The organism is Methylobacterium planeticum (assembly GCF_008806345.1).
In the GTDB taxonomy this organism is placed as follows: Bacteria; Pseudomonadota; Alphaproteobacteria; order Rhizobiales; family Beijerinckiaceae; genus Methylobacterium; species Methylobacterium planeticum.
The window spans coordinates 1-26,232 of record NZ_VZZJ01000042.1 but is presented as its reverse complement, the minus strand read 5'-3'; the positions used below and the strand labels follow the sequence as shown (position 1 = coordinate 26,232).

Here is a 26,232-nt window from a genome sequence, read left to right as displayed (position 1 = left end):
CCGGGGAGAAACCCCGCGACCTCGGCCGGTCCGATCAGGAGATCCGCAAGGCCGACCGGCCCTGTTGCAGGACCCGTCCGTCTCGGCGGTGGGGCCGTCTAAGGCCCCGGCCATCCCGTGTCAACCCGGCCGCATGAGCCTTGCGGCGACGACCGTCCGACACCCCCCCGCCACACCCAAAACGACGCGGCACCCCGGCTCGTCACCGGATCCCGCTCAGCCTCGGGGTCTGACAGAAAACAGCGGCGCCGGGACCACTTCCGCGGTCCGGCGCCGACGACCCGGGACATAGCCATCACGAGCCCGGCCGTCAAGCCCGCAGCGCTGCACCGCACAACGGCGCGGGGCCTCGGGTGGCGAACGGGTGCGCATCGCGACTCGGGCGCAGGCTGGGCGGGTCAGCCACGACACCGACCGCTCTTCTGAATTGACTTTGGCCTTGACCTTACCCTCGCAGAAAATCTCGGCATCGCTGGTTTCCCAGCGCGATCGATCCGAACGGCGAGGATCACAGCAGCCAGCCCGACCTCTTCGTGATCTGGGGCGAGGCGGGAGAAGTTGTTCCGGCGAGGGATCAAGTTGGGGCGGCGCATCGTTGATGTGGCGTGGCCCTCGTCCTCCAGTGAAAGCCGGTCTCATGTTCGAGGCGACGTTCCTCGTTATTTTCGTGATCGGCTCGATCATTCCGATCTTCGGGATTATCTACGTCTTGAGAGCGTGAGGTCGGGGCCGCATCTCTTCAAGGGACTGCCTCGGCAGGGAGCCGCCAGAGGAGCCGCCCGGGCGCGCGAGGCCCCGCTGGTTGAGTGCGGCCCCGATTTCATATAGAACAAATCATGAACGAACCGACGCGTTTCCGCCCCCCGCACCCGCTGCCGCCACCGCAGCGCGGGAAACGGAGATTCGGGAGACAGGACACATGAGGGTTGAGCGCTACCGCTTCCATTGCACGGATGGCGAGCACGTGATCGTCGATCAGGCCGGTCGGCCGCTGGCCGGGCCGGGGGAGGTCTACGCCGCCGCCGAGAGCACGGCACTCGCCCTGATGGCCTCCTGCGGCGGCGGCCTCGACTGGTCGGGCTGGCTCGTCGACGTGCACGATGTCCGGGGGCGGCGCGCACTGCTCCTGGGATTCCGCGACGTGCGCGGCGCGCGTCGGGCCGCGTGAGGCGGGGATGGACGCGGTTCGGCGCGTGGGCAACTACCTCCAGGTCCAGGACGGCGAGGGCTGCCGCCACCTCCTGCGGGTCACCAGCGTGCAGGCGCTGAGCGACACCGATCCGCTGCGCAACGAGACCTTCATCACGGCCGCGGGCCGGACCATCCGGGTGCTCCAGCCCCTCGACGCGATCGTCGAGCTCATCGCGCCCGGCGAGCGGCTGGGGGACGAGGCGGAGGGGACGGCCTGGCCGTTCTGAGATTTTTTCGCGCCGGATCTCGTCCGTGACGCAACGGAATTGCGCAGTATTTCATCGTCCGGCCGCGAAAGCGCGAACTTTGAAGCAATTCGACGAATTGGCTTCAGGCGTCGGCGAGGGGCGTGCTCCAGGATGCGTCATGGCCTTCGATCCGCTCAGCGCGAGGAACCTGGCCGCGGCGTCGGCCCTCGGCGGCCTCGTGGTGGTGATGCTCGAGCCCGCCCCGAACTGGCGGGCCGTCGGGATCGGTCTCCTCGCCGTGCTGGCCTTCGGGGGCCTGTCGCTCCTCGCCGAGCGCCGGGCCGGGCCGGCGCGCAGGACGCCGCGCCGGATCCAGGTCGAGATCATCGTGCAGGATCGGGCTCGCCAAGTCCGACCACCGGAAGTCCGACCACCGGAAATCCGACGACTGGAAGACCGCCCGCCGCAGGGTCACCCGCGCGAGGACACGCCGGGGGAGCCGCTGCGCCTGCCCGCGCCGACGCGGACGTCAGGAGTGCTCACGGTTCATCCGGCGGTGTTCAAGGGCGTGCGGGCGCGACGGCTGGGGACCTGAGGCCGCTCAGTGCCCGCCGCAGACGGCGTTGAAATGGCCCTGCCACCAGGCGTGGTGCGCCTTGAAGTCGCCGGCCCCCTCCCGGTAGGTCGCGCCGCTGCGCAGGCGGGCCGCCTCGCAGGTCTGGCGCGGCATCACCTCGAAATCGCTGAGCAGCGCCATGCTGACGCGGTCGAGGGCGGCCACGAGGCTCTTGCTGCTGGCGCCCGCGATCTCCTCCTCGCACGGGTAGCCGACGAGGGCCCGGTAGGCGCGCTCGATCTCGCCGACATCGCCGCTCGCCACCATCTCCGGAATGTCCTTGATGTGCACGACCGTGTCTCCCAGCTGGACCGGCCAACGGCCGCGGCCGATCGGCCCGCGAGTCTACGCCAGGACGAGGCCCGCGTGTAGGGCACCTCCAGGCCCCGAAGGGCCCCGGCCCCTAGGGCATCGTCCGCCACAGCAGGGCGAGGATCGCGAAGCCCAGCACATGGTAGGCGAACGCCCAGACGAGCATGATCTGCAGGGCGCGGTTGCGCGGCTTCGGCCGGGTCGCGGCTTCGCCGGGCCGGTCGCCGGGGGGCGCGGCGATCGGCCCGGCCGACGGGGCGGTGAGGAAGCGCGTCAGACAATCCGGAAGCGGCCGCTCGGCCGCGGAATCGCGGGGCATGGCCGCAGCCTCGCCAATCCCGCGCACGCGCACAAGGCCCCGTGACGGGACGCGGGCCCAGGACGCGATCAGGGCTTCGGCCTCGGCCGGCCGCGCGCCCTCAAATCCGCGTCCCGTCGTCCCTCGGCGGCTTGCCGCAGCGGAAGCGCGTGATCCGCCAGCGCTCATGCCCGACCTGCCACCGCGCCATCTGCGGCTGTGCGACGGCCATGCAGTGCTGGGGCGTCGAGACATCCGGCTCGAAATGGTGGACGCGCATGACGCAATGCGTCGGGTTCTCGATGAGGCAGGTCAGGAAATACAACCCGTAGAGCATCGGCCATCCATCCTCCGCGCGATGGCTTCCGCTGCCGTCGCGAAGCGTCCGCCGCGGATGGCCCTCAGGATCCGGGCGCCGATTGTGGCAACCGCGACGCCGGAGGGCCGGTTCCACGCCCGGAGGACCGTCCGGACGGCCCGGTCCGGGAATGCAGGGGCACCCCGGAGACCGGTCGCGGCTCACGGTCGGCCCACGGAACGCCCCTCCCCCGATCCGGCCGAAGGCCGAGCCGGACCGGAGGCGCGACCGGACCGCCACGACATCCGAATCGACAGACACACGCACAGGTTGTGCGTCAAATGCCGGAAATTCCGTTAAATGCCGTTAACCAACAGGGATGATGAATCTGAACCGACGCATAGCTGAACCGTAGACCTGCCGGATCCCGGAGGCCAAGCAGATTACGGAGCGCCCATGGCTCACTCTATTTTCATCCGCGACCTCGGAAACTTCGGCGGCCGCCGGCCCCAGCTTCTCGCCTGCGATATCTTCAGCCGGACCGAGGCCGAGACCTTGGTGCGCAACATCGCCACCGCCTACCGCGACCACGGACTGAACCCCGCGACGGCGGTCTACTGGTTCTGCTACAACGGCAGCGTGCATGAGATCTATGTGTGGCCGGACGGCTGAGCCGGAACCAGGCGCCCCCCGGTGCGCCGCGACGCCGCCCTCGGCGACCGCTCGGCCGTCGTCGGCGAACAGGAGGACCGCCCGGAACCCGCAACCGGGACCCTGCTCAGCCGAGCCCACGAACCGACCCCGGGAACGGGGCAATCCCGGACCTGCGCTCCCGTACCGCGACGCGCGGGGCCTCGATCGCCCAACGCGCCGCATCCCAACAGCACGCCATGACCCGACGACTGGACCAGATGCTCCGTGGCCACGATCCGGTTCCTCCTGCGTGCGAGCACGAGGAGGCTCGCGGCTCCGCCGGCCAGGAGACCGGAAACGATCATCAGGCCGGTGCCGTAGCTACCGGTCATATCCTTCAGGTAACCCATGATGAAGGGCCCGAGATAACCGGCCAGATCATCGATGGAGTTGATGAGCGCGATCCCCGCAGCTGCGCCGACACCGGTCAGGAACGAGGTCGGCAGGGCCCAGAAGGTCGGCAGGGCTGAAAAAATGCCCATGGCGGCGAACGTGAGCGCCACCATCGCGATGGCGGGCTTGGACAGCGTCACCGCGCAGACGCCGAAGGCCGCCGAAGCCACGATGACGGCGATCGCAAAATGGCCAAGACGCTCCTGCCGGGCATCCGAACGGCGCGTCCAATAGATCATCGCAATGACGGCGAAGAGATTGACGACCGCAATGGCGATGCCAATCTGGAGATTGCTCATGTCGCCGAAGCTCTTGATCATCTGCGGGAGCCAGAAGCCGAACGTGTACGAACCCATGACGACACAGAAATAGATGAACGCGAAGCCGAGGACCTTCTTATCAAGAAGAGCATTCCTCAGAGACTTATGACGATGATCGCTGGTGATGGCCTGGCGCTCGGCCTCCATCGTCCCGGCAAGCCGGTTCCGCTGCTCGACCGTCAGCCACGTGGCCCTCTCTGGGCGGTCGGTCTCATCGATTTTGGCGGCGTCTGCCCTTCGGCCGACACGCCTCGACCAGCGGCTCCAACTCGTCCCACCGTGCATCCGACAGCATCGCGTCTCCTCGCTCGAAAACAAGGAAACGCCAGCCTGAGCCGGCGCGGTCTCAGGCCGAAGCTTTCCCACTGCGGCGGAAATGTGACGGAGGCACAGCGAGAAGCTTCTTGAATGTCGCTGCCATCTGACTTTGGTCGGCGAACCCCGCAATCAGAGCGACATCACTCAGCGGCATGTTACCCGTCTCAATCAGGGTACGGGCGAAATCCACTCGCCGTTTGAGCATGTGCTGATGGGGTGATGCACCAGTAGAAACTTTGAAGGCGCGGCAGAAGTACTGCACGCTCACTCCTAAAAGTGAAGCAAATTCATTAAGGCTTGGGCGTCCGCTCATTTGACTGTCCATCATATCAAGGACCAGTCCGAGCTGTTCAGGAGATAAGGCGGCGCTCGATAGAATTCTCGGGGCAGTCGAAGATATGTGAAGCACCTGGTAAATCAAAGCTGTCACCAGCGTTTGAAGAAATAACGATCCGCTTAAATTACCGCTGCCAATCTCAAGACTTAAAGCATCAAGAAGGTGCCGTATGATTTGATCCCGTCTGTCCGGCTCTCTCGTACGAGCAAAACGACGGCGATTCACGGTTTCTGCGCTGACGTCAGTTCCGACTGCAGTCGCAACATATCCCGCCGAGATCAGGATGTGCTGACTTCGACCCATGCCTTCCCATGCACCGGCCAAGCAGTCGCCCGGTGCGCTCACGGCGGCACTTGGAGGTACAAGCAAAAAGGGCGCGGTTGCCGGGCCTATGCGCTGTCGAAGGGGATCGAGATGCGAAGCGATGTGAAGCTTCGTTGACACGAAATCCCAATCGCCGCCCGGACCATACTCCAACTCTTGGAACTCCCAGCCGGGTTCCTCATAGTTCACAAGCGTTTTTGGAGGCGTGGAATATTTCTTCCAATGTTCCGCCCGGCGAACAATGTTCGCCATACCATCCTCCAATGATTATATTCAGCCGACAAACACCCGTACCAACCGTCAACACAATCCGACTTTCTGCTCGACACAAAAGCTATCCCGAGCGCTTCGGTGACGGCAGAATGCGGCGGAACCGTCAGCCTACCGACCGTTCTTGATACCTTGTCTTCCCATCTCACGAACAAAGGCTAGGCACGCCTGACGCCCTCGAAAATCCTTGACCTCCTCGAACGCCCGTAGAAGTTCTGCGCTCTCGAGGGCGCCTGACAATTTCGCGGCTTCATATCCTTGAGGCACTGTTCCACGCAACACGGCTTCCGACACATCCAGCGCTCTTGCAAGATGTGCCATCGTCGACGCCGACGTGCTTCCATTTTCACCGTATGATCGCATACGCTTCTGAATGCCGGGAGGTTGCCATACTTGACCATACAATCAATGACGATCTGCATGCAAATGTCACATCGTAAACTTCTGAGATGATTTTTGAATAACTGTACCGGATAGGATCCGATTCTGAGTTCGATTCGGGATGCGGATGTAGATATCGCCAAATTAGACAATAATTAGAAATTATACGTAGATATATTTCTGAACGACGCTGTTGAGTTTTGTCGTTTCGATTCTGTCTGGTCGTTCTTTATGGTCAGGAGTCGAGTGCTTGATCTTCGTGCTGGCATCCCGGGTGAGCATAGCGAACGATCATGAGCGAGACGGATCAGAAGAGGCGGTTCGTCTTGTTCCACATTTCGGATATTGACATCGTTCTGCTCCAGCAACACGGTGATTTTGCACGCACACGCCTGCCGCAACTGCTGGCCGAGTTACACACACAATTTGCCAGCTGCCCTGAAATCCAGCGCGCACCCATGCTGCCTGATGTCCACGAGGCACTCGGGGCGCACTGGGTGCGCCCGGCCATCATCGCGGCAGTAGATGGAATGCCCATGCGGGCGTCCGCAGCCCTCACGGCAGCCCCAGCCCTCCGGAACCGGATCACGGCCGAGAGCCGAGGCCAGTCGATGGAGTCGAAGGAGCGGTGCTCGCGCCGGATCGGCATGGGGCTGCGCTCGGCCGCAAAGGCCAGGAGCACGCGCACGAGATCGCCGTCCGCCTCCGTCTCGATCCGCTCGATCAGGGCCATCCTGTCATCGGTCATGGTCATCCCCGGTCGAGAGTTCAGCTCGCACCCGAACCCTCGCCGAAGACCACCTCGGCGGCGGCCCGCTCCTACACCACCTCCGGGGACGTCACCGCCGACTGAGCGTCATGAAGCGGCCGCCGATGATCCGGTTCGGTTCAGGCCGGGACGCCACACCATCACGTCCCTAACCTGGCGACTGGAGGGGCGCACCTTGCCAGTGCGGCCGCCGACATTTCGCTCGACCGCCACAGTTCAGCCTCCATCAAGCTTTCAGGTTCACTGCTTGAGCAGTTCGAAAGGAAGACTGCCATGGCTGCATACGTGCTGGAAGGCCCACGCTGGGGCACCGGAGCTGCTGGAACCAGCGGCGGCACCGTTACGTGGTCGATCGACAGCAGCGTTCCCGCTGCCTTCGTGAGCGACATCCAGGCGGCCTTCGCCGACTGGTCTGCTCACGCGAACATCTCCTTTCAACAGGTCGCCTCAACGGCAGGCGCCGGGATCCGCTTCAGCGACAGCTACATCGACGGCCTCGATCGGACGCTTGGCGTGACGAACTACACCTATTCGGGCCGCACCTTCACCTCGGCCAACGTGACTTTCGACAGTGGCGAAGGCTGGCACGCGTCGGGCAGCCACGTCGTCAGCACCGACGGGGTGAACCTCTTCCTGGTCGCCCTTCACGAGATTGGCCATGCGCTGGGGCTCGACCATTACAACGGCGGACCCGCCGTGATGAACCCTGTCATGAGTCCGTCCGTCACGGACCTGACCGGATCCGACATCGGCGGCATTCAGGCACTCTACGGCGCGCCATCCAACCCCTCCACCGTCGCGAGTGGGACGCCGACGACGCCAACCACCTCTCAAGGCACGAGCAGCACACCGTCCGGCCTGAACGCCGTGTACCGCTTCTTCGACACAAACACGGGCGACCACTTCTACACGACGAGCGCGGCCGAGAAGCAGCAGATCCTGCAGACGCTACCGAGCTACCACTACGAGGGAGCGGCCTGGGCGACGCCCGACAAGGGGGCGGGCACGGAGGACGTCTTTCGCTTCTACGACACGGCGACTGGCGATCACTTCTTCACGAACAGTGCCGCCGAGCGCGACCAGATCCTGAAGACGCTGCCGAGCTACCACTACGAGGGGGTGGCGTTCGAGGCTTACGCCAATCCCAGTGCAGCGGGCGCAGGTGCGGACACGCTGGAGCGCTTCTACAACACGACCACGCACGTGCATCACTACGCCGCCAACGCGCAGGAAGCCTATGCGATCAATCACGGGGCGGCCGGTGCAGGTTGGGTCGACGAAGGGGTTGCCTTCACCGTGCACACGCCGACTGACGGCATGTTGAACGCATGAACGCATCGGCTCGGCATCATCTGCGGAACGCAATCACGGGTTAGGGGTCGCTTCTCACGCGAGGCCGCGGAACTCGCCTAACGTGCCCGTTTCTCTTCGCGCAAGCGGATTCGTCCGACCGGGTCCTGTATCCAGAGCATGGTGCGAGGGGTTAGGCTCTCCTTAACCATTCACGCCGACCCTGCCGTCTGGTGCCGCGAACCGACTTACAGAGGCGCGGTCTTTCTCTCAAACGGCGGTCTCCCCCATGCGTCTGCCTGCTCTCCGCATTTGCTTGGCTGCCATGGCTCTCACCATCGCGACGGCGAGCCGGGCCGAACCCACAATTGCCCAGCGCCAGGCCTGTACGCCCGATGTCCTGCGGCTCTGCAGCAGCCAGATCCCGAACGTGGCTGGCATCACGGCTTGCCTGCGCCGGGAGAAGCTGAGGCTGAGCCCCGGCTGCCGCGCCGTGTTCAGCGCCGCCGGCCAGCCTCACTCAGCCGGTCTCTGACCGTTCGCCGACTGGGCGTTACGGAGCCGTACCGCATGTCATCGGAACGGCAGTAGATATACAACAACTCTTCACGCAATTCATTTACTCACGGACATCAATGCACGTTAACAAGCATCTTCGAAGGAACGGTCCGTCATACGATAGATTGTTCTCGCAGATCCAAGCCGGCGAGCCACTCAATGCATCACTTTTGCTCGACCTGCGCGAAGGCGCCGAGATGCATCCCGACTCTTCTGGCTGGCCGAGGCTGTCCGCGCGACGGGTGGGCACCTCATCACCATGACGCTGCATGGCGACAAGGCCGCCTTCGCCCACGAGATGGCGCAGAAGGCGGGCATGGCCGACCACATCGACCTCCGGATCGGCGATTCCGGCCTTCCGAGGCATCTCGTGGGCAGGGTCCAGACTCAAACGAGACAAGTGCCGACCACGCCCTCGGTTCAAGGCGACCCGTTTAGAGCGAAGCTGTCCGATTGATCCGGTGACGCCGGGCGGCGCGCTGGCTTGCGCGGGCATTGTGCAGGCGACGCATCTGCTCCTGATGGGTCTCATCCTCTCGCAGAGGATCCACTGACGTCGCGGGAAGTGGTTGAGCCGCTGAGTTGTCCTCGCGGTGCGTGTACAGTGCTTTCATTACCATGCCCCTCGTCGTTACTTACGCGGAAGCTTAGCCATTCTTCAATTATTTGCAAGTTGGGCGGTTGGGTTGGTCGGACCGGTTCGCTCCGGTTATATCCTGGCGGCCACACCTCGGGGCAGCCATGAACGCCAAAATCCTCAGCGTCCGCTTCATCCACGAGGGCTGGGCCAAGTTTGGCTTGGCAAAGGTGCGGCTAGCGGACGGGACAGAAGCAGAGCGCGAGATTGAGGACCACGGCAACGCGGTGGGCGTGCTGCCCTACGATCCGGAGCGGCGCGTCGCGACCCTCGTGCGCGAGCTGCGGGTCCCGGCCCTCTACGTGTCCAGCGAGCAGACGCAATTGGAGGCGCCCGCCGGGATCATCGATGATGGCACACCTGAGGAGAATGCCCGTCGCGAGGTTCTGGAGGAAACCGGCATCCGTCTGCACGAGCTGGAGCCTGTCGGCACGACTTACTCGTGCGCCGGCATCTCGACGGAGCAGATCCACCTGTTCGTAGCGCCCTATCGGTCTACCGATCGTGAGGAAAGGGGTGGAGGCGCCGAGGGCGAGCACGAGACCATCAAGGTCGTGGAGATGCCGCTGGCTGAACTCAGCGGCATGGCTGATCGCGCCGCGTTGAGAGACCTCAAGACCCTGACGCTCGTTCTCGCCCTCCGTCTACGGCACCCCGCCTTGTTCGAGTGAAAGCCGAAGCGCCAGCCAGATTTCCGCGGCGCCGAGATCAGGCCTAATCGGAGCCGAGCCGCGCCTATATGCGATAATGTTCTTTTATTGAGAGCCAGAAGCAGGATTTAAGCCGCTTACGGTGATCCCCGCAGCCTAGTCTCTCTGGCTGATTTCCATGACCAGTCGAGCCAGCAGGTAGAGACGCGGGACGACGCTCTCGACCTCGGCGTACTCCTCCGCCGTATGGATGCCGCCGCCGACGATGCCGAGCCCGTCGATCGTCGGTGTCCCGACTGCCGCGCAGAAGCTCGAATCAGCGGCGCCTCCACTGCCCTCCAACGTAAGCTTGCGGCCGATTTCGCCATAGATCGCCTGCGACAGCGTGGCGAGCTTGTCGGTTCCGGCATTGCGCGGCATTGGCGGGAAGTTGCGGGACAGGCGCACGCTCACGCTCGTGTCTGGGACGCGGGGCGTGCGGGCCAGATCTCTGAGGTCGCGCTCGACCCGGTCGAACTCTTCGGGCACGAGGGCGCGCACATCGCCCTGCGCCGAGGCGGCATCGGGGATGACGTTGGCGACCGTGCCGGCTTTGAGCACCGTGATGTTGACCGTCGTCTCCTTTGCGCGGTTGCCGAGCTTGCCGATCTCGAGGACCTGGTTGGCGAGTTCAGTCGCCGCGTTCCGGCCGCTGTCGGGGGCGACGCCGGCATGAGCGCTGCGGCCCTTCACATCGACCTGGAGGACCCCTGAGCCTTTGCGGAACACCACGAGTCCGTCCGCCGGCCTGCCCGGCTCCAGATTGAGCACGGCATCGTGCTGCCGCGCCTGCGCTTCGATCAGCGAGCGGGCGCCCGGCGAGCCGATCTCCTCGCTTGAATTGAGAAGCAGGGTGACCGTGCGGAAGTTCGTGAAGTCGATGTCGCGCAGGATGTGCAGCGCGTACAGGGCCATGACGATCCCGCCCTTGTCGTCCATGACACCGGGACCGGTGGCGCGGCCGCCCTCGATCCGGAACGGGCGCCGGGCCGCCTCGCCGGCCTGAAACACCGTGTCCATGTGGGCGACGAGCAGGATGCGGGCCTTCCCCGCTCCGGAAAGGGTCGCCACGATGTTTGAGCCCTTGCCGGGCTCGGCCGCCGGCGAGGTCTCGACCTTCGCGCCGAGCGCCTCCAGTTCGGCGGTGACGATCTTGGCGACGCCGTCGAGGCCCGCTCCGTCAGCGCTGCCGGAATCCGTGTTGACCAGCCGCTCGAGGACCTTCAGCGCCGGCTCCTTGTAGGATTCAGCGCGCTCCAGCACCGCACGGTTCGGTTCGGCCTGCACCGGCAGCACCGGAATTGCCAGGGCGACGACCGCCGTGAGGGCGCTCCGAAAGCGCACGCGTGACCTGTGCATTGGCATCCCTCTTGGTAGGACTCGCTGATCCTGCGGCCTGCGACAGACCATGTCGAGCCAGGGGAGCGTGGCCGTCGGCGATCATCCGGTGTTTGTCGCGGCCGTTCCAAGACCGCTCACGGACCGTCGAAGCTCGCATCGTGACCCCTGCTTCCTGGGTGACGGCCCTCGTGCGGGCGCCCACGAGGGGGTTCGTCGTCGTGAGCGCCTGGACTTTGGCGGAGGCTGCCGGACCTATCTATAGCGCGCTGATCATCAGCCTCCCGGGCACGGACTTGCGGCGGAACAGGGTATCGGCGCAACCGGCAGCTCGCGTTGGGTGTGTGTGTGTTCTCAGACTGGGTCGCGCGAAAATTCGCCGCTCGCGACACATCGGCGATCCGATTGGGCTTGCTCGATCGGGAAAGTCCAAGAGGCACAAACCGGCCTGTCGGCAAGGCGACCGGAAACCTGACGCTCAAACGCGTTCGGAAAGCTTTCTGGAATTCAAACATCAGAGCAAGTGAACGCGGCACGGCCGCGCTGATGCGGGGCCGTTCGTGGTCTGAATGTTATGGAGCCGACCCGTGACGCGAGGACGGCAATCGGCTGGTCAAAGGTGCTTCAGCCCGAAGCTCTCCAGCAGAGGCAGGAGTTCGTCTCTGGCGCGCAGGCGATGATGGTGGGCACGATCCAGAGCCTTCGCCGGGTCGCCGAACCGGATCGCGTCGATGATCTGCTGATGCTCGGCCACCGAGGCTCCGAGCTCGCGACGCAGCCTGAGGGTGAGCATCCGGGCGCGATGTGATTGGTCGTTGATGGTCTGGATGATCCGGACCATGCGTTCGTTGCGGGCTCGCTCGACGAGCGTGCGGTGGAAGGCTTCGTCGGCGCGTGCCCAGCCCGGCAGATCGCCGATCTGCTTCGCGTCAGCCATGGCGGCGGTATGGCCGGCGAGTTCGGCCGCGACCGCCTCGCGCTCGACATCCGGCAGGCTGGCAAGGAGTTCGGCTGCCCGGCCCTCGATGGCGATGATGACGTCGTAGATCTCGCGCATGTCCTCCGGCGCGAGGGCGAGGATCAGAATTCCGCGCCGGGACAGCACCCGGATGAGGCCGTCCTCCTGCAGCCGGATGGCGGCCTCGTGGACCGGAGTGCGGCTCATGCCGAGCCGCAGGGCGATCTCCTGCTCCGAGGCTTGGAAGCCCGGCGGGAAGCGGGACTCGAGGATCTCCTCCTTCATCTTCGCATAGGCATCGTCGACCAGCGACGGGCGCCGTTCGACGTCCTGCTCCGCGGCTCGTTCTGCCGCTGACCGCGTCCGCACCATCGTGCCCTCCACTCTGCATCTATTCGTACCAGCTTCCATACCAGGTGCAATAAGGAGTTGACAGCGGACAGAGGATGAGTGCAATTGATGCCATCTTGCATGCAAGTTGGCGCACTTAGATCAACGCATGTAGGCCATGTCAGGAGGAAACGATGGATGGCTCGCTTGAGCAGGTCACAATGCGCAAAGTCGCATGGCGCCTGATCCCCTTTATCTGCCTTCTCTACTTTATTGCCTTCATCGACCGCGTGAACATCGGCTTCGCCGCGCTGACGATGAACAAAGATCTCGGTTTTTCCTCGTCCGTATTCGGCTTCGGAGCGGGGGTTTTTTTCTTCGGCTACTTCCTGTTTGAGGTGCCATCCAACTACATCCTCGACAAAGTTGGTGCGCGCCTGTGGATCGCCCGGGTGATGATCACCTGGGGGATGCTCTCGTTCTCCTTCGCCTTCATCAAGGGTGAGACGAGCTTCTACATCCTGCGCTTCCTGCTCGGCGCGGCGGAGGCCGGCTTCTTCCCCGGCATCATCCTTTACCTGACATACTGGTTCCCAGCCCGCTACCGCGCGGCGGTCGTCTCACTGTTCATGGCGGCAGCACCCATCTCGGTGCTGCTCGGCTCGCCGCTCTCGAGCGCGCTTCTCGAGATGGAGGGCATCCTCGGCCTTCACGGTTGGCAGTGGATGTTCATCGTCGAGGCGGTCCCCGCCGTGCTGCTCGGCGTCATGGTGCTGTTCTACCTGACCGACCGGCCCGAGAAAGCGAAGTGGCTGGCCGACGACCAGCGCGCCTGGCTCGTCGCGGAGATGAACGAGGAACGTGCCCGCAAGCAGACGACCGCGAAGCACAGCCTCCTGGGCGGGATGACCGATCTGCGCGTGCTGGCGTTGGCGCTGATCTACTTCGGCACCTCGGCCGGCCTCTACACCCTCGGCATCTGGGCGCCGCAGATCATCAAGAGCTTCGGCCTGTCCACGTTCGCGGTCGGGTTCCTGAACGCCGTGCCGCCGACCATCGCGGTGATCGGCATGATCCTGTGGGCACGCCATTCCGACAAGACGGGCGAACGCACTTGGCACGTGGTCATCGCCTGCCTCGTGGCGGCGACCGGCCTGCTGCTCGCTGGTGGCGCCTCCTCGACCGTCGCGGTCATCGCTGCGCTCAGCATCGTCAACGTCGGGATCAGCGCGGCCAAGCCGCCGCTCTGGGCGATGCCGACGATGTTCCTGTCCGGTTCGGCCGCGGCGGTCGGCATCGCCACCATCAACTCGATCGGCAATCTCGGCGGCTTCGTCGGCCCCTGGGCGATCGGGTGGATCAAGGACCAGACCGGCAGCTTCACCGGCGGCCTGATCTTCGTGGCCGCGCTCCTCGTCCTCTCCGCCATCCTCACTCTCGTCGTCGCCCGCTCCGGGCGGCGTACCGAGCCCGCCGGCGCCACCGTGCGCTGAACCTTCCCTCGCCTAACGGAGACCTGTCATGAAGACCTACAACATCGCCGCCATCCCCGCCGACGGCATCGGCATCGAAGTCATCGCAGCCGGCATCGAGGTGCTCGACGCCCTCGCCGAGAAGACCGGCAGCTTCACGTTCAAGTTCGATCATTTCGATTGGGGTTCGGACTACTACAAGAAGCACGGCGTGATGATGCCCGCGGACGGTCGCGAGAAGATCAAGGACCACGACGCGATCTTCTTCGGCGCGGTCGGCGCTCCGGACGTGCCGGATCACATCACGCTCTGGGGCCTGCGCCTCGCGATCTGCCAGCCCTTCGACCAGTACGCCAATGTCCGCCCGACCCGGATCCTGCCGGGCATCACCAGCCCGCTGCGCCACGTCACCGGACCGGAGCTCGACTGGGTCATCGTACGCGAGAACTCGGAGGGCGAGTATTCGGGCGTCGGCGGCCGGGTTCACCAGGGGCATCCCAACGAGGTCGCCACCGACGTCGCGATGTTCACCCGCAGCGGCGTCGACCGGATCATCCGGTTTGCGTTCAAGCTCGCTCAGAGCCGCCCGCGCAAGCTCCTGACCGTGGTGACGAAGTCCAACGCCCAGCGTCACGCCATGGTGATGTGGGACGAGATCGCCGCCGAGGTCGCGAAGGATTTCCCCGACGTGACCTGGGACAAGATGCTGGTCGACGCCATGACCATGCGCATGACGATGAAGCCGGAGACCCTCGACACCATCGTGGCGACGAACCTGCACGCGGACATCCTCTCGGATCTCGCGGCGGCGCTCGCCGGCTCACTCGGCATCGCGCCGACCGCCAACATCAATCCGGAACGCAACTATCCGTCGATGTTCGAGCCGATCCACGGCTCGGCCTTCGACATCACCGGCAAGGGCATCGCCAACCCGGTCGCCACCTTCTGGACTGCCTGCCAGATGCTGGAGCATCTCGGCGAGAAGCCGGCCGCCGACCGGCTGATGCGGGCGGTGGAGCGTGTCACCGCCGATCCGAGCCTGCACACGCCGGATCTCGGCGGCAAGGCCACGACCCGTCAGGTCACGGACGCGGTGATTGCCGCCGTCCAGGGCGACAACGAGTAAGGCCGGCGCCGTGACCGAGGCCGGCGACTTCCTCCGGCGGCTGTTCGCAGCCGCCGTGACGGCGGCCGATTCCGCCGTCAGTCTGCCCGGCATCAGCCGAATTCGCCCCGCGCCAACGGCGTGCGGGCGGCGGTCAACGCCGTGCAGACCGAGATCCTCGACGCGACCGGCGGCATGCATGCCGAGGACCAGGTCGCCATCGACGAGGCGATGATCGAGCTCGACGGCACGCCCAACAAGGCGCACCTGGGCGCCAACGCGATGTGGGCGACGAGGGCGGCTTCGCCAAGGCCGCGGCCGAGGCCGCGGGCCTGCCCCTCTACCGCTACATCGGCGGCTTTGGAGAGCTGCCACGAGCGATCCACGTTCGTCGTCTCAGCGGCTGATGGGGCCGACGTATTGAGGAATCAGTTCGACACGCGGTCTGTAATGCCCCTTCGCGATTTCCGTACGTGCATGTCGAGCAATCTCCTCCATTGGGGCGAACCAGACATCGCCTCGTACAACCAAATTTTCGAGGAACTGCGAGAAGACGTGCCACCGCGCTAGACGACCGGTGACGAAAGGATGAACAACAGGAACCCATAGACCTCCATACTCGTACGCGGCCTCAAACTCGTCGCGGAAGAGATCCAGGCCATTCCGTGCGCTTCGCACAGGCATCATATAGTTCAGATCAGGCGCCTGTACGTATTGGGGCCAATCGTCGAGCCCCCAATGCGTAGGTAATTCAATCAGTTCACGCCCGTCCAAACGGCTCTTGATGACGTAAGGTATGTCGTCGCCCATCAACGAGGCATCGTACTCGAATCCGCGTTCAGTGAGCAGATCGAGCGAGTGATCAGAGAAATTATAGAGCGGCGCACGCCACCCTCGCGGCATCCGACCTGTCGTTCGCTTTATTATTTCGATGCCGAGATCAAGCCAGTGCGCCTCTCCTTCCCGTGTCTGATCGATGGGATTCTCATGGATGTAGCTGTGGTGGCCGATCTCATGGCCGCCCTCCAGAATGGTCTCGATCGCCTCCGGATATTGCTCGATGCACCAAGCAGGAACGAAGAACGTCTGCTTCAATCCCAGCCTGCGGTATGTCTCGACGATCCGCGGAACAGCAACGGTCGGACCGTAGCGTAGCGTTGACACCGTCGAGACTCTTCGGTGGCTGTCGCGTGGATGTTCGAGATGAACCAGGCTGTCGGCATCCATGTCGAATGTCACGCTGCAGGCGCATCTCGCGCCGTTGGGCCACGAAATGGGGTTCGCGATCATACGGTTCTCCCGCCGGCTCACCGGACGGCCTGCCGCCGAGACCACGCATGCCGGACGCACACGATGGCCGGGTCTGAAGCCCACCTGCGCTTCCATCCTATGGGATCTCACGAAGCAGGAAAGCGCAAATGCTCGCCCATCATATCGAATTTCCTGATATGAGCGAAAGCAGATGCATCTCTACCGAAACCCGCAGGCTGTGAATAATGCCGGTAGCCTGCACCGTAGAGTCACGTCTCGAGGAGGGGGAGAAGTTGATGGGCGATAGAAAGCATCTTCGTAGATCATCGAGGGCGTTCACGTTCGCGATGGCGACCCTCGCGGCGCTCGTGGCTACGGCGCCAACCGCGATCGCCGAGGCCTTGAAGACCGCGATCGTCATGCCCGGCATCAAGACCGACAAGAGCTTCAACCAAGCAGGTTATGAAGGCGTGAAGCTCGCGGCCGAGAGCCTGGGGATCGACTTCGCATTCAGCGAGAAGGTGCCTCAGCCGGACCAGCCGGAAGCTCTGTCGGACTACGCCCGCCGCGGCTACAAGGTCGTGATTGGTCTCGGTGGCGAGTTCCAGGAGGCCGTCGACCGGGTCGCCAGGCGATTCCCGGATACGAAGTTCATCGTCGTCAACGGCGTGAAACCCGGCGGCAACGTAGCAACGATGAGCTTCGACTTCCCTGCCCTCGGTTACGTCATGGGCTACATCGCTGGCAGAGCAGACAACGGAGACAAGGTCGCCTATATCGGCGCGCAGAAGCTCAAGTTCTATGTCGAGCTGGGCGAGGGATTCGCAAAAGGATTTAAGGCCGCCCGTCCAGGAGGAGAAGTGCTGACGGCCTGGACAAACGATTGGGACGATGTCGCGAAGGGCAAGGAGGCGGCGCTCTCGTTGATCGGTCAAGGCGCCGAAGTCGTATTCCCGTCCATGGATAATGCGGTCGTCGGGTCTTACCAAGGGGCGAAAGAAAAGGGCAAGAAAGCGATTGGTATCTATTACGATGCAATCGTCGATTGGCCGGACGTCATGATTCAGTCAGCTGTCTTTGACATGCGACATGCTCTCGTCAAGATCTTGACAGACGCCAAGAACGGCACCTTGACAGGAAAAGCGTACATCTACGGGCTCGAAACGCCGGAAGCGACACGCATCGGCAGCTACGGTCCCTCGGTCAGCGAGCAGGTAAAGACCGAAGTCAACGGTGTCATCGAGAAAATCAAATCCGGCGAGATCAAAGCCAAGTAAGGAACGACGTCGTCGAAGGCTCGTACCATGCCCGCGTTGAAACTTAGGCAGATCGTCAAGAGTTTCGATGGTTTTCGCGCCCTGGACGGCGTCGATCTCGCCGTCCAAGCAGGCACGGTACACGCCATCATCGGGGAGAATGGGGCCGGCAAGACGACCCTCATGAACATTCTCTATGGGCTTTATCAGCCGGACGAAGGCATGATCGAGTTCCAGGAGAAGCCGGTCACGATCCCGAGTCCCCGCGGAGCCAGCGATCTGGGCATCGGGATGATCCACCAGCATTTCATGCTGGTGGATACGCTTACGGTGGTCGAGAACATCGTTCTGGGTTTGCGCGGACAGGGCATGTCCCTGAACCTTCGCGAGCACGAGAAGCGCATCGCGGAGATGAGCGCCCGCTTCGGCTTCAACATCGATCCACGAGCCGAAATCTGGCGTCTTCCGATGGGCATGCGCCAGCGCGTCGAGATCCTCAAGGTTCTGTACCGGGAGGCCGACCTCATCATCCTCGACGAACCGACGAGCATCCTGACGCCCCTCGAAATCGAAGGTTTCCTTGAGAACGTCAAGTCGCTGCGGGACGCAGGCAAGACGATCCTGTTCATCACGCACAAGCTGGACGAAGTCTTCGCAGCGTCGGACAGGATATCAGTCATGCGGCGGGGAAAGGTCCTGAACACGACGGATGCCAAGGACACGGATGCGCGCAGGATTGCTTGTGCGATGGTCGGGCACGACAGGATCCTGACTGTGGAACGGATGCCGCATCGGGCCGGGAAGCCCGTGCTCGTCGGTCGCGGCCTCCATGCTCGTGACAACCGCGGTCTCGAGGCCCTAAGGGGGGTCTCGGTCTCCGTACGCGAGGGTGAGATCCACGGCATCATCGGCGTCGATGGGAACGGCCAGGCAGAGCTTGCCGAGGTTCTGACGGGGATGCGTAGCGCCACCGGGGGACTTGTCGAGATTGATGGGCGCGACATTACCGCCGACGATCCGGAGACACGGCGAAGGTCCTCGCGCCTCGCTTTCGTCCCCGAAGACCGCCACACGACCGGCCTCGTCCTCGAGTACCCACTCTGGAAGAATGCGATCTTGCGGGATTTCGGCACGGCGCGCTTTTCGCGCGCCGGAGTCGTAGACCGAAGGCGCGCCGTCGAAGCGACCAGCGAGTGGATTTCAGCCTACGACGTCAGAACGCAATCGCCCTATCAGAAGGCTCGCTTCCTGTCGGGCGGAAATCAACAGAAGTTGATCTTTGCTCGTGAGATAGAGAGCGAACCGCGTGTATTGATTGTCATGCAGCCTTGCAAAGGCCTCGATGTCGGCGCGATCGAAGCGGTGCACCGGACAATCCTGGAGCAACGCGAGCGCGGCGGAGCGATTCTCTATATCTCGACCGAACTCGATCACGTCCTCGCGGTCTGCGACCGGATTTCCGTCATGTGCGGAGGCGTCGTCACCGGCACGCTCGAGGCCCATGAGGCGACAGCCGAGACGATCGGCGTTCTGATGGGAGGCACCATGTCCAAGGCAAGCGCATGCTGACGGTCATAGGCCTAGCACATCGACTGCGCATACCGATAGCGGTCGCCGTGGCACTACTGGCCGGGGCTAGCTTGATTGCTCTCTCCGGAGTGAACCCGTTCGAAGCCTATACGACGCTCTTTAGAGGCGCGTTTCTGGATTGGTACGGTTTGGGCGGAACGCTCGTGAAGACAAGCCCTCTTCTGCTGGCCGGATTGGCCGTTGTTATACCACTCCGCGCAGGCCTCCTGAACATCGGCGGCGAGGGGCAGATCTACATGGGAGGCCTCGGAGCCTCTGTGGCCGCTCTTTATTTACCTGGATTGCCTACTCTACTTCACATCGTATTATGCGTCCTTGCTGGAGCCTTAGCCGGCGGATTGTGGGGCTTGATCCCAGCATATCTCAAAGCTTATCGCGGTATAAACGAGGTCATCACGGCGATTCTCTTGAACTTCATCGCGATCAATCTTGTGAGCTATCTCGCGGGCGGACCGATGATGCAGGCTGGCGCACCCTATCCCTACTCCAACGAGATCAGCGAAGCGCTTTGGCTCCCGCTCATCCTCAGCGGGACTGATGCGCATGTGGGCGTGATAATCGGCGCTGTCCTCGCACTGGTTGCCTATTACGTGCTGAACCATACGACTGTTGGCTTCGCGCTCGATACAGTCGGCGCAGGAGACGCCGTAGCACGTTATGCGGGCATCGCGGTCCGACGCCAGTTGCTAGGCGCGATGTTCGTGGGCAGCGCATGTGCGGGCCTTGCCGGCAGTTTCGAAGTTCTGGGTCTGAAATACCGCCTGTACCACCTCTTCAGTCCGGGTTTCGGGTTCGACGGCATTCTCGTGGCTTTCCTTGCAGCGCTCAACCCGCTTCTCGTGCCGGTGTCAGCCTTCTTCCTCAGCGGGCTCAAGGCAGGCGCCCTGACGATGCAGCGCGCGACCGGGCTGGACGGGACCGTGATCGACGCGATCCAGGGAATCGTCATCTTGTTCGTCGCAACCAGCCTCGCCTTCACTTTCCGACGCGAGGAATGGCGCAGGTTTCTCGACAAGCGGAAACTCCACTTGGCCGAGCCTCCCGTCGCACGCGCGAAGGCGGAAGAGAGCGCCAGATGAACATGTTCTCCGATCTGCAAGCCTTGACGGATTTCCTTTCGACTGGCCTCCGCTTGTCGATCCCTCTCGTCTTCGCGGCGCTCGGAGGCACGTTGTCGGAGCGAGCGGGCGTCTTCAACGTCGCGCTCGAGGGCTGTCTTCTCGCAGGGGCGTTCGGAGCTGCATTGGGCAGCTTCGTGTTCATATCGCCCTACGCCGGCCTACTAACCGGCATTGGCATGGCGTTGCTGGTTGGAGGTCTGCTCGCGATCCTCGCCGTCAGGCTCGGGGTCAACCAGCTGGTCGCCGGTCTGGCGCTCAACATCCTCGTACTCGGTCTCACCTCCTACCTTTCCCGTCTCCTGCTGACCGGCGATGGCCGCCGGATCGTCGAAGGCTTCGCTCCCTATCCGGTTCCGTTTCTGGCCGACATCCCACTGCTTGGACCGCTCTTGTTCAAGCAGGACGTTATGACCTACCTCATGTACGCGACGGTCGCGCTATCCTGGTGGATGCTCTGGAAGACACCCTGGGGTTTGGTGCTGCGCGCCGTCGGAGAGAATCCTCGTGCCGTGGATACCGCCGGCATGGCCGTCGACCGCGCTCGCATCATCGCCGTCCTCGCCGGTTGCGCGGTCGCGGGTCTCGGCGGATGCTATCTCGTCCTGTCGCAGGTGTTCCTGTTCACCGAGCACATGAGTGCCGGCAAAGGGTTCCTGGCGCTCGCAGCCGTCATCCTCGGACGCTGGAACCCGCTGGGTGCGCTCGCCGCCTGCCTCCTGTTCGGGTTGTGCGATGCTCTTCAGCTCCGACTGCAATTCGGCCAGCCCGATGTGCCCTATCAGCTCTTCTCCATTGTGCCGTTCGTCGCCTCCTTCCTCGCGCTGGTGCTTTTCTCGGGCAAGGTGAAGCCTCCGGCCTCAATCGGCATCCGGTATGAGCGGGGCGGCAAATGAGGGCTGCGGCGCGTTCGTGTGCGCAACTCCAGCCAGAGGCGGACCATGCGCCTTTCGCCCGCTGATCTCCGAGGATTAATGGTGTTCCGCGCCATCGTCGAGCACGGCGGCTTCACCGGGGCGCAACTCGCGCTCGGCATGAGCCAGTCGACCGTCAGCTTCCATCTGAAGAGTCTCGAGGAGCGCCTCGACTTCGAGCTTTGCCAGCGCGGTCGACGTGGCTTTCAAGTCACCGCACGAGGACGCGAGGTCTACGAAGCATCCAAGGCCCTTGTCGGTGCGATTTCCGGCTTCGAAGGCCGTCTGGGTGATCTGAAGCAGGAAGTTTTCGGCACTCTCCGGGTTGGCCTCGTCGACAACACGATAACTGATCCGAATTTCCGGATGGAGGATGTCATAGAGGCCTGCATGCGGAAAGGAGACCAGCTTGAGATACAGATATTGATTGCACATCCAGAGAACCTAATAGCCGAACTATCGAAGGGTGGCATTGATATAGCGATAACACCGCAAATAGAATTCATATCCGGGTTTGCAGAAACTATATTCAGGACCGAAGTCCATTCTTTGTACTGCAGCGATCGTCACCCTCTGTTCGCGACCGCCGAAACTGCCAGTGTAGAGCAGATCATCTCCCATGATTTTGTCCTGCGCCCCTATACGAACAAGAAGGAGTTGAGACATTTCTCTCGAGCACGGGTCCGCGCCCACGCCTCGAGCATGGAGGCACAAACCATCTTCATTCTGAGCGGTCGCCTGATCGGATATCTGCCCGATCATTACGCTCGCTCCTGGGTCAACGTGGGCCGTCTGCGCCCGTTACTCACGCCACAAACCCAGATCACATCACAGTTCGTAATCTTGTCGAATAACTCCGACGACGTGCCCCGTCTACAGCACCTGTTCATGAAAGAACTTCTGACTCGCTTCGGGGAAACGAGCAGTCGCGACAACGATCATCATCATGAGGTCACACGCTCGACGAGCAAGTAGGCTCTCTTGGTAGATCAAGACATATCCCATAATGGATCATTGAGGTCTTATAACAATGGCGAACAGCTACGACCAGGGACGTCTGGATCTTCCCTTCGTCGGACATTGCACGTTTGGCAAGCGGCCGATCTGCACGGACTGGAATGCAATAGACGCCGATGTTGCCGTCCTGGGCATTCCATTTGACATGGGAACACAGTATCGCTCCGGCGCTCGATTCGGACCGCGAGCGATCCGTGAGGCCTCCACGCTCTTCTCGTTCGGGCACGGTGGCGCCTACGACCACGAGGATGACGCTGTCTACCTTCCGCTTGATAAGGTTCGCATCGTGGATGTGGGGGACGCCGATGTTGTCCATACTGACACGGTTCGAAGCCACGCCAATGCGGAGGCGGCGGTCCGTGCCATCCTAGCTCGCGGGGCGATGCCGGTCGTTTTGGGCGGAGATCACGCGGTCAATATTCCGTGCATCCGTGCCTTCAGCGAACAAGAGCCGATCTACATCGTGCAAATCGACGCTCATCTCGATTTCGTCGACATCCGCCACGGCGTGACAGAAGGGCATGGTAATCCGATGCGCCGTGCCGCTGAACAGCAGCACGTTATCGGCATCAGCCAGATCGGCATCCGCAATGTCTCCTCGACATCGCGAGAAGGTTACGAGGATGCTCGGTCGCATGGATCAAAGATCCTTTCGGTGCGTCAGGCGCGAAAGTTGGGTGCACAGGGAGTTCTCGACACGATACCCTCAGGGGTGCGTTATTACGTCACGATAGACATCGATGGCTTCGATCCTTCAATCGCTCCGGGAACTGGCACGCCTAGTCATGGCGGATTTCATTACTACGAAGTGATGGAAGTGCTTCAAGGTTTGGCGAAGAAGGGCAAAGTTGCTGGCATCGACCTCGTTGAGGTTGCTCCTGCCTATGATCCTGCTGGCGTGACAGGTTTCCTGGCTGCCCAAGTTCTACTCAATTTTCTCGGATACATTTTCGAGGAGCGCTCAAGAAATCATCCTTAATCTGACTATAGTCGATTTCTTTGTGATCGGTTTGCTTGCTTAGAGCCGGTCCCGTGCCGCTTGAGACGGATTTGCAGGTGGCGCGTTGACAGGTGAAGGAGCATGCCGATGCCTTCACCCCTGTCTGTCGACCTGCGCGCGCGTGTTGTTGCATTCGTGGCGGCGGGGGCCTCCTGCTGATGCGCGAGATCGGGCTGCGCGCCCGGCCGAAGCGTCGCCTCACCCGTACCACGGACAGCCACCATGCTCATCCGGTTGCACCCAACCACCTCGATCAGGACGTCTCGGCTGCGCGACCTGACGAGAAGTCGGGCGGTGCCGTCTCCTTCATCTGGACGCGTGAGGCTTGGCTGTTTCTGGCGGTCGTCATCGACCTCTTCGCCCGCCGCGTGGTGGGCTGGGCGGTGAGTGAACGCCTCCACACGGACGTGGCGCTCACGGCGCTGCGCAGGGCCCTCGCGCTTCGACGCCCGGCCCCCGGGCTGATCCACCACGCTGACAGAGGCAGCCACTATGGCTCGGCAGCCTACCAGGATGAGCTCAGAGCGCACAGCTTGCAACTCTCGATGTCGGGCCGGGGCACTTGCTTCGACAACGCGATGGTGGAGACGTTCTTCAAGACGTTGAAATCCGAACGCGTCTGGCGCACCGTTTTCCAGACCAGGGCCGAGGCGACACGTGCCATCGGCGGCTTTATCGACAGCTTCCACAACCCCGTTCGGCGCCACTCCGCGCTCGGTTTCGTCAGCCCGATGCAGTTCGAGAGACGGGCCGCAGAACTCGCCAAACGCTCTCCACTAAAGCGACGCAAGGCCACCCCGATGACCGACGATCGTTATGGGTAGGCCTGTCTTCTGCGTGAGCGCTCGTTGCAGGATCAACGGTATGACGCCGCCGGCAATCAGCACCTCAATCTCCAGGCTTGTCTCGACGGCCGCCCGTGCGAGGAAGGCCTCGGTCGACCCGTCGCGACGCAGGACCGTCACCGAGATCTCCGCGCGCGGCTGCAGGCGCTCGGCCGGTGCCTCCACTCGGATACGGTCTCCGGAGTGCAACGCGAGGGTGGCGGGGTGGCCGCCGGCCGGCAGTTGCAGTGGCAGGATGCCCATGTGGATGAGGTTCGAGCGGTGGATGCGCTCGAAGCTTGAGGCCAGAACCGCCCGCGCCCCGAGCAGGCTCGCCCCCTTGGCCGCCCAGTCCCGCGACGAGCCCATGCCGTAACGCTCCCCCGCCACGATCACGACGCTCCGCCCAGCGTCCCGGTAGCGCTCGGCCACCTTGTAGAGCGGAAGCACCTCGCCAGTGGGAGCGAACGCCGCGCTGCCGGGAGGTATGGTCTCGTCCAGCAGGTTCCTCACCGTCTTATTGGTAAACAGCCCACGCACCATCACCTCCCAGTTCCCGCGCCGGGATGAGAAGACGTTGAGGTCCCCCGGGTCCTCGCCGTGCGCGATCAGGTAGGCGGCCGCCTCGCTCTTGGCCGGCACCGCGCCGGCCGGTGAAATGTGGTCGGTGGTGATGTCGTCGCCCACGACCAGGATCGGGTCCGCCTCGTAGCGGCCGAGCCGCTCCTCGCCCCGCACCGTCGCGAAGGGCGGGCGGCGGATGTAGGTCGAGGCGGGATCCCAGGTGTAGAGCGCGGTGGCTGGGGAATCGAGCTTGGCCCAGACGGGATTCGCCTCGGCCTCGTCGTAGGCCTGGCCGTAGTCCGCTACCCGCGCCGCCGCAGCCATCGCCGCGTCGATCTCGGCCCCCGAGGGCCACAGCTCGGCGAGGTGGACCGCGCGCCCGTCCGGCGCGGTCGCGACCGGCCCGCTCAACAAATCGCGGTCGACGTCGCCGGCAAGCGCGTAGGCCACCACCAGCGGCGGCGAGGCGAGGAAGGCCGCCTCCAGCTGCGGGTGGACGCGGCCAGGGAAGTTGCGGTTGCCCGACAGGACCGCCACCGGGAGGACCCCGCGCGCGGCCACGGCGTCGAGCACCGCCCGCGGCAGGGTGCCCGAGTTGCCGATGCAGGTGGTGCAGCCGTAGCCGACGATGCCGAAGCCCAGGGCCTCCAGGTCGTCCAGCAGGCCGGAGCGACGCAGATACCGCTCGGCGGTGGGCGAGCCCGGCGCCAGCGAGGTCTTCACCCAGGATTTCGGCGTGAGCCCGAGCGCCCGCGCCTTGCGGGCGAGGAGGCCTGCGGCCAGCAGCAGGCGCGGGTCGGAGGTGTTGGTGCAGCTGGTGATCGCCGCGATCGCGACGCAGGCGTCCGGCACGGGATCGTCCGGCGTCGGCGGGCGCGCGTCGGCCCTGCGCATCGGCGCGAGCACGTCCCGCGTCCGGTCGGGGGTTAGCAGGTCCTGCGGTCGGCATGGGCCGGCCAGCGCCACCGTCACGGTGCTAAGGTCGAGTTCGAGCACCGCGTCGTAGAACGGCTCCGCCTCGGGGTCGAACCACAGCCCGGTCCGGCGGGCGTAGGCCTCCACGAACGCCGCGTGCTCGGGCGTCCGCCCGGTGGCCACGAGATACTCTACCGTGCGCGCATCCACGGGGAAGAAGCCCGACGACGAGCCGTACTCGGGGGCCATGTTGGCGATCACCGCCCGGTCGCCGGCCGAGAGTGTCGAGACCCCGGGGCCGAAGAACTCGACGAAGCGGCCCGACAGTGCGATCCCGCGCAGCAGGTTGGTCACACGCAGCGCAAGGTCGGTGGATAGAACGCCCTCGCGCAGGGCGCCGGTCAAGCGCAAGCCCACCACCTCCGGCACCCGCATCATCACGGGCATGCCGAACATCACGCTCTCGGCCTCCAGGCCACCGACTCCCCAGGCCACGACGCCGATGCCGTTGACCATCGGCGTATGGCTGTCGGTGCCGATCAGCGTGTCGGGCACCGCCCAGGTTCGGCCGTCGCACTCCTCGGTGGTGACGACGGTGGCGATGCGCTCAAGGTTGATCGTGTGCATGATTGTCAAAAAGCTTTGGAACGGGACCCCGGATCGGCGTGCAATTGGGACCCCTTCGCAAGCTGGGTACG

Annotated in this window: 23 protein-coding genes and 4 pseudogenes; 16 read left to right on the top strand and 11 right to left on the bottom strand. The window is 63.7% G+C overall.

Features of this window, described 5'->3' with window-relative positions:
* Positions 1 to 919: 919 nt before the first annotated feature.
* The 3 genes from F6X51_RS25890 to F6X51_RS25880 all read left to right on the top strand — a co-directional run bounded on the left by F6X51_RS25890 (position 920) and on the right by F6X51_RS25880 (position 1,974).
* Positions 920 to 1,168, top strand: coding sequence for a DUF6894 family protein (locus tag F6X51_RS25890; RefSeq protein WP_150966742.1), 249 nt, complete (start codon positions 920 to 922; stop codon positions 1,166 to 1,168).
* Between the two features lie 7 nt (positions 1,169 to 1,175).
* Complete coding sequence (locus tag F6X51_RS25885; RefSeq protein ID WP_150966741.1) at positions 1,176 to 1,418, top strand: hypothetical protein; 243 nt, start codon at positions 1,176 to 1,178, stop codon at positions 1,416 to 1,418.
* A 139-nt stretch (positions 1,419 to 1,557) separates the two neighbouring features.
* On the top strand, positions 1,558 to 1,974 hold the full coding sequence (locus F6X51_RS25880; protein ID WP_150966740.1) for a hypothetical protein: 417 nt from the start codon (positions 1,558 to 1,560) through the stop codon (positions 1,972 to 1,974).
* A gap of 6 nt (positions 1,975 to 1,980) precedes the next feature.
* Here the strand turns inward: F6X51_RS25880 and F6X51_RS25875 are convergent, their stop codons facing one another.
* The 3 genes from F6X51_RS25875 to F6X51_RS25865 all read right to left on the bottom strand — a co-directional run bounded on the left by F6X51_RS25875 (position 1,981) and on the right by F6X51_RS25865 (position 2,942).
* Positions 1,981 to 2,286, bottom strand: coding sequence for a hypothetical protein (locus F6X51_RS25875; RefSeq protein ID WP_150966739.1), 306 nt, complete (start codon positions 2,284 to 2,286; stop codon positions 1,981 to 1,983).
* Positions 2,287 to 2,398: 112 nt separating this feature from the next.
* The gene (locus F6X51_RS25870) at positions 2,399 to 2,626 is read right to left on the bottom strand and encodes a hypothetical protein (RefSeq protein ID WP_150966738.1); all 228 of its coding nucleotides are present in this window, start codon (positions 2,624 to 2,626) and stop codon (positions 2,399 to 2,401) included.
* A 100-nt stretch (positions 2,627 to 2,726) separates the two neighbouring features.
* Positions 2,727 to 2,942, bottom strand: coding sequence for a hypothetical protein (locus F6X51_RS25865; protein WP_150966737.1), 216 nt, complete (start codon positions 2,940 to 2,942; stop codon positions 2,727 to 2,729).
* Positions 2,943 to 3,359: 417 nt separating this feature from the next.
* Here F6X51_RS25865 and F6X51_RS25860 point away from each other — a divergent pair, with 417 nt between their 5' ends.
* On the top strand, positions 3,360 to 3,575 hold the full coding sequence (locus F6X51_RS25860) for a hypothetical protein (RefSeq protein ID WP_150966736.1): 216 nt from the start codon (positions 3,360 to 3,362) through the stop codon (positions 3,573 to 3,575).
* Here the strand turns inward: F6X51_RS25860 and F6X51_RS25855 are convergent.
* From F6X51_RS25855 to F6X51_RS28245, 4 genes and pseudogenes are all read right to left on the bottom strand, one after another.
* Positions 3,554 to 4,456, bottom strand: coding sequence for an MFS transporter (locus F6X51_RS25855; RefSeq protein WP_150966735.1), 903 nt, complete (start codon positions 4,454 to 4,456; stop codon positions 3,554 to 3,556). The genes F6X51_RS25860 and F6X51_RS25855 overlap by 22 nt on opposite strands.
* Before the next feature lie 56 nt (positions 4,457 to 4,512).
* Positions 4,513 to 4,604: pseudogene (locus F6X51_RS25850) on the bottom strand (IS5-like element ISMex42 family transposase); the annotation flags it as partial.
* Between the two features lie 51 nt (positions 4,605 to 4,655).
* Positions 4,656 to 5,540: a helix-turn-helix transcriptional regulator gene (locus F6X51_RS25845; RefSeq protein ID WP_150966734.1), complete on the bottom strand. Its 885-nt coding sequence runs from the start codon at positions 5,538 to 5,540 to the stop codon at positions 4,656 to 4,658.
* A 706-nt stretch (positions 5,541 to 6,246) separates the two neighbouring features.
* Positions 6,247 to 6,693, bottom strand: a complete 447-nt coding sequence (locus F6X51_RS28245) for a hypothetical protein (RefSeq protein WP_191970279.1) — start codon at positions 6,691 to 6,693, stop codon at positions 6,247 to 6,249.
* Between the two features lie 288 nt (positions 6,694 to 6,981).
* Between F6X51_RS28245 and F6X51_RS25840 the strand changes: the two genes are divergently transcribed.
* Entirely contained in the window at positions 6,982 to 8,040 is a 1,059-nt protein-coding gene (locus F6X51_RS25840) for a matrixin family metalloprotease (protein WP_150966733.1), read from the top strand.
* Between the two features lie 1,257 nt (positions 8,041 to 9,297).
* On the top strand, positions 9,298 to 9,864 hold the full coding sequence (locus F6X51_RS25830) for an NUDIX domain-containing protein (RefSeq protein WP_150966731.1): 567 nt from the start codon (positions 9,298 to 9,300) through the stop codon (positions 9,862 to 9,864).
* Between the two features lie 135 nt (positions 9,865 to 9,999).
* Here F6X51_RS25830 and F6X51_RS25825 read toward each other — a convergent pair whose 3' ends face one another.
* Both F6X51_RS25825 and F6X51_RS25820 read right to left on the bottom strand, forming a co-directional pair.
* Positions 10,000 to 11,241 carry a glutamate carboxypeptidase gene (locus F6X51_RS25825; protein ID WP_150966730.1) on the bottom strand — a complete coding sequence of 414 codons (1,242 nt, stop codon included), beginning with the start codon at positions 11,239 to 11,241 and terminating at the stop codon, positions 10,000 to 10,002.
* Between the two features lie 592 nt (positions 11,242 to 11,833).
* Positions 11,834 to 12,550, bottom strand: coding sequence for a GntR family transcriptional regulator (locus tag F6X51_RS25820; protein ID WP_150966729.1), 717 nt, complete (start codon positions 12,548 to 12,550; stop codon positions 11,834 to 11,836).
* Between the two features lie 152 nt (positions 12,551 to 12,702).
* Here F6X51_RS25820 and F6X51_RS25815 point away from each other — a divergent pair, with 152 nt between their 5' ends.
* The 3 genes and pseudogenes from F6X51_RS25815 to eno form a co-directional block, all read left to right on the top strand.
* On the top strand, positions 12,703 to 14,001 hold the full coding sequence (locus F6X51_RS25815) for an MFS transporter (RefSeq protein WP_150966728.1): 1,299 nt from the start codon (positions 12,703 to 12,705) through the stop codon (positions 13,999 to 14,001).
* Between the two features lie 28 nt (positions 14,002 to 14,029).
* The gene (locus F6X51_RS25810) at positions 14,030 to 15,106 is read left to right on the top strand and encodes a tartrate dehydrogenase (protein WP_150966727.1); all 1,077 of its coding nucleotides are present in this window, start codon (positions 14,030 to 14,032) and stop codon (positions 15,104 to 15,106) included.
* Between the two features lie 117 nt (positions 15,107 to 15,223).
* Positions 15,224 to 15,444 (top strand): annotated as a pseudogene (gene eno, locus F6X51_RS25805) (phosphopyruvate hydratase); the annotation flags it as partial.
* Between the two features lie 37 nt (positions 15,445 to 15,481).
* On the opposite strand, the gene F6X51_RS25800 reads toward eno, so the two are convergent.
* Positions 15,482 to 16,471 (bottom strand): polysaccharide deacetylase family protein, encoded by a 990-nt coding sequence (locus F6X51_RS25800; RefSeq protein WP_322098534.1) that lies wholly within the window; start codon positions 16,469 to 16,471, stop codon positions 15,482 to 15,484.
* A 161-nt stretch (positions 16,472 to 16,632) separates the two neighbouring features.
* On the opposite strand from F6X51_RS25800, the gene F6X51_RS25795 reads away from it, so the two are divergent.
* The 7 genes and pseudogenes from F6X51_RS25795 to F6X51_RS25765 all read left to right on the top strand — a co-directional run.
* A complete protein-coding gene (locus F6X51_RS25795) occupies positions 16,633 to 17,613 on the top strand; it encodes a BMP family protein (RefSeq protein ID WP_150966726.1) in 981 nt (326 codons plus the stop codon).
* Between the two features lie 27 nt (positions 17,614 to 17,640).
* Complete coding sequence (locus F6X51_RS25790) at positions 17,641 to 19,161, top strand: ABC transporter ATP-binding protein (RefSeq protein WP_150966725.1); 1,521 nt, start codon at positions 17,641 to 17,643, stop codon at positions 19,159 to 19,161.
* A complete protein-coding gene (locus F6X51_RS25785) occupies positions 19,155 to 20,261 on the top strand; it encodes an ABC transporter permease (RefSeq protein ID WP_150966724.1) in 1,107 nt (368 codons plus the stop codon). The genes F6X51_RS25790 and F6X51_RS25785 overlap by 7 nt, the downstream gene beginning before the upstream one ends.
* Positions 20,258 to 21,196 carry an ABC transporter permease gene (locus tag F6X51_RS25780; RefSeq protein ID WP_191970278.1) on the top strand — a complete coding sequence of 313 codons (939 nt, stop codon included), beginning with the start codon at positions 20,258 to 20,260 and terminating at the stop codon, positions 21,194 to 21,196. Before F6X51_RS25785 ends, F6X51_RS25780 begins: the two co-directional genes overlap by 4 nt.
* A gap of 45 nt (positions 21,197 to 21,241) precedes the next feature.
* The gene (locus tag F6X51_RS25775) at positions 21,242 to 22,189 is read left to right on the top strand and encodes a LysR family transcriptional regulator (protein WP_150966723.1); all 948 of its coding nucleotides are present in this window, start codon (positions 21,242 to 21,244) and stop codon (positions 22,187 to 22,189) included.
* A gap of 55 nt (positions 22,190 to 22,244) precedes the next feature.
* Positions 22,245 to 23,210, top strand: a complete 966-nt coding sequence (speB, locus tag F6X51_RS25770) for an agmatinase (protein WP_150966722.1) — start codon at positions 22,245 to 22,247, stop codon at positions 23,208 to 23,210.
* 176 nt (positions 23,211 to 23,386) lie between these two features.
* Positions 23,387 to 24,055 (top strand): annotated as a pseudogene (locus F6X51_RS25765) (IS3 family transposase); the annotation flags it as partial.
* On the opposite strand, the pseudogene acnA reads toward F6X51_RS25765, so the two are convergent.
* Positions 24,008 to 26,164, bottom strand: a pseudogene (gene acnA / locus F6X51_RS25760) (aconitate hydratase AcnA); the annotation flags it as partial. The pseudogenes F6X51_RS25765 and acnA overlap by 48 nt on opposite strands.
* Positions 26,165 to 26,232 lie beyond the last annotated feature (68 nt).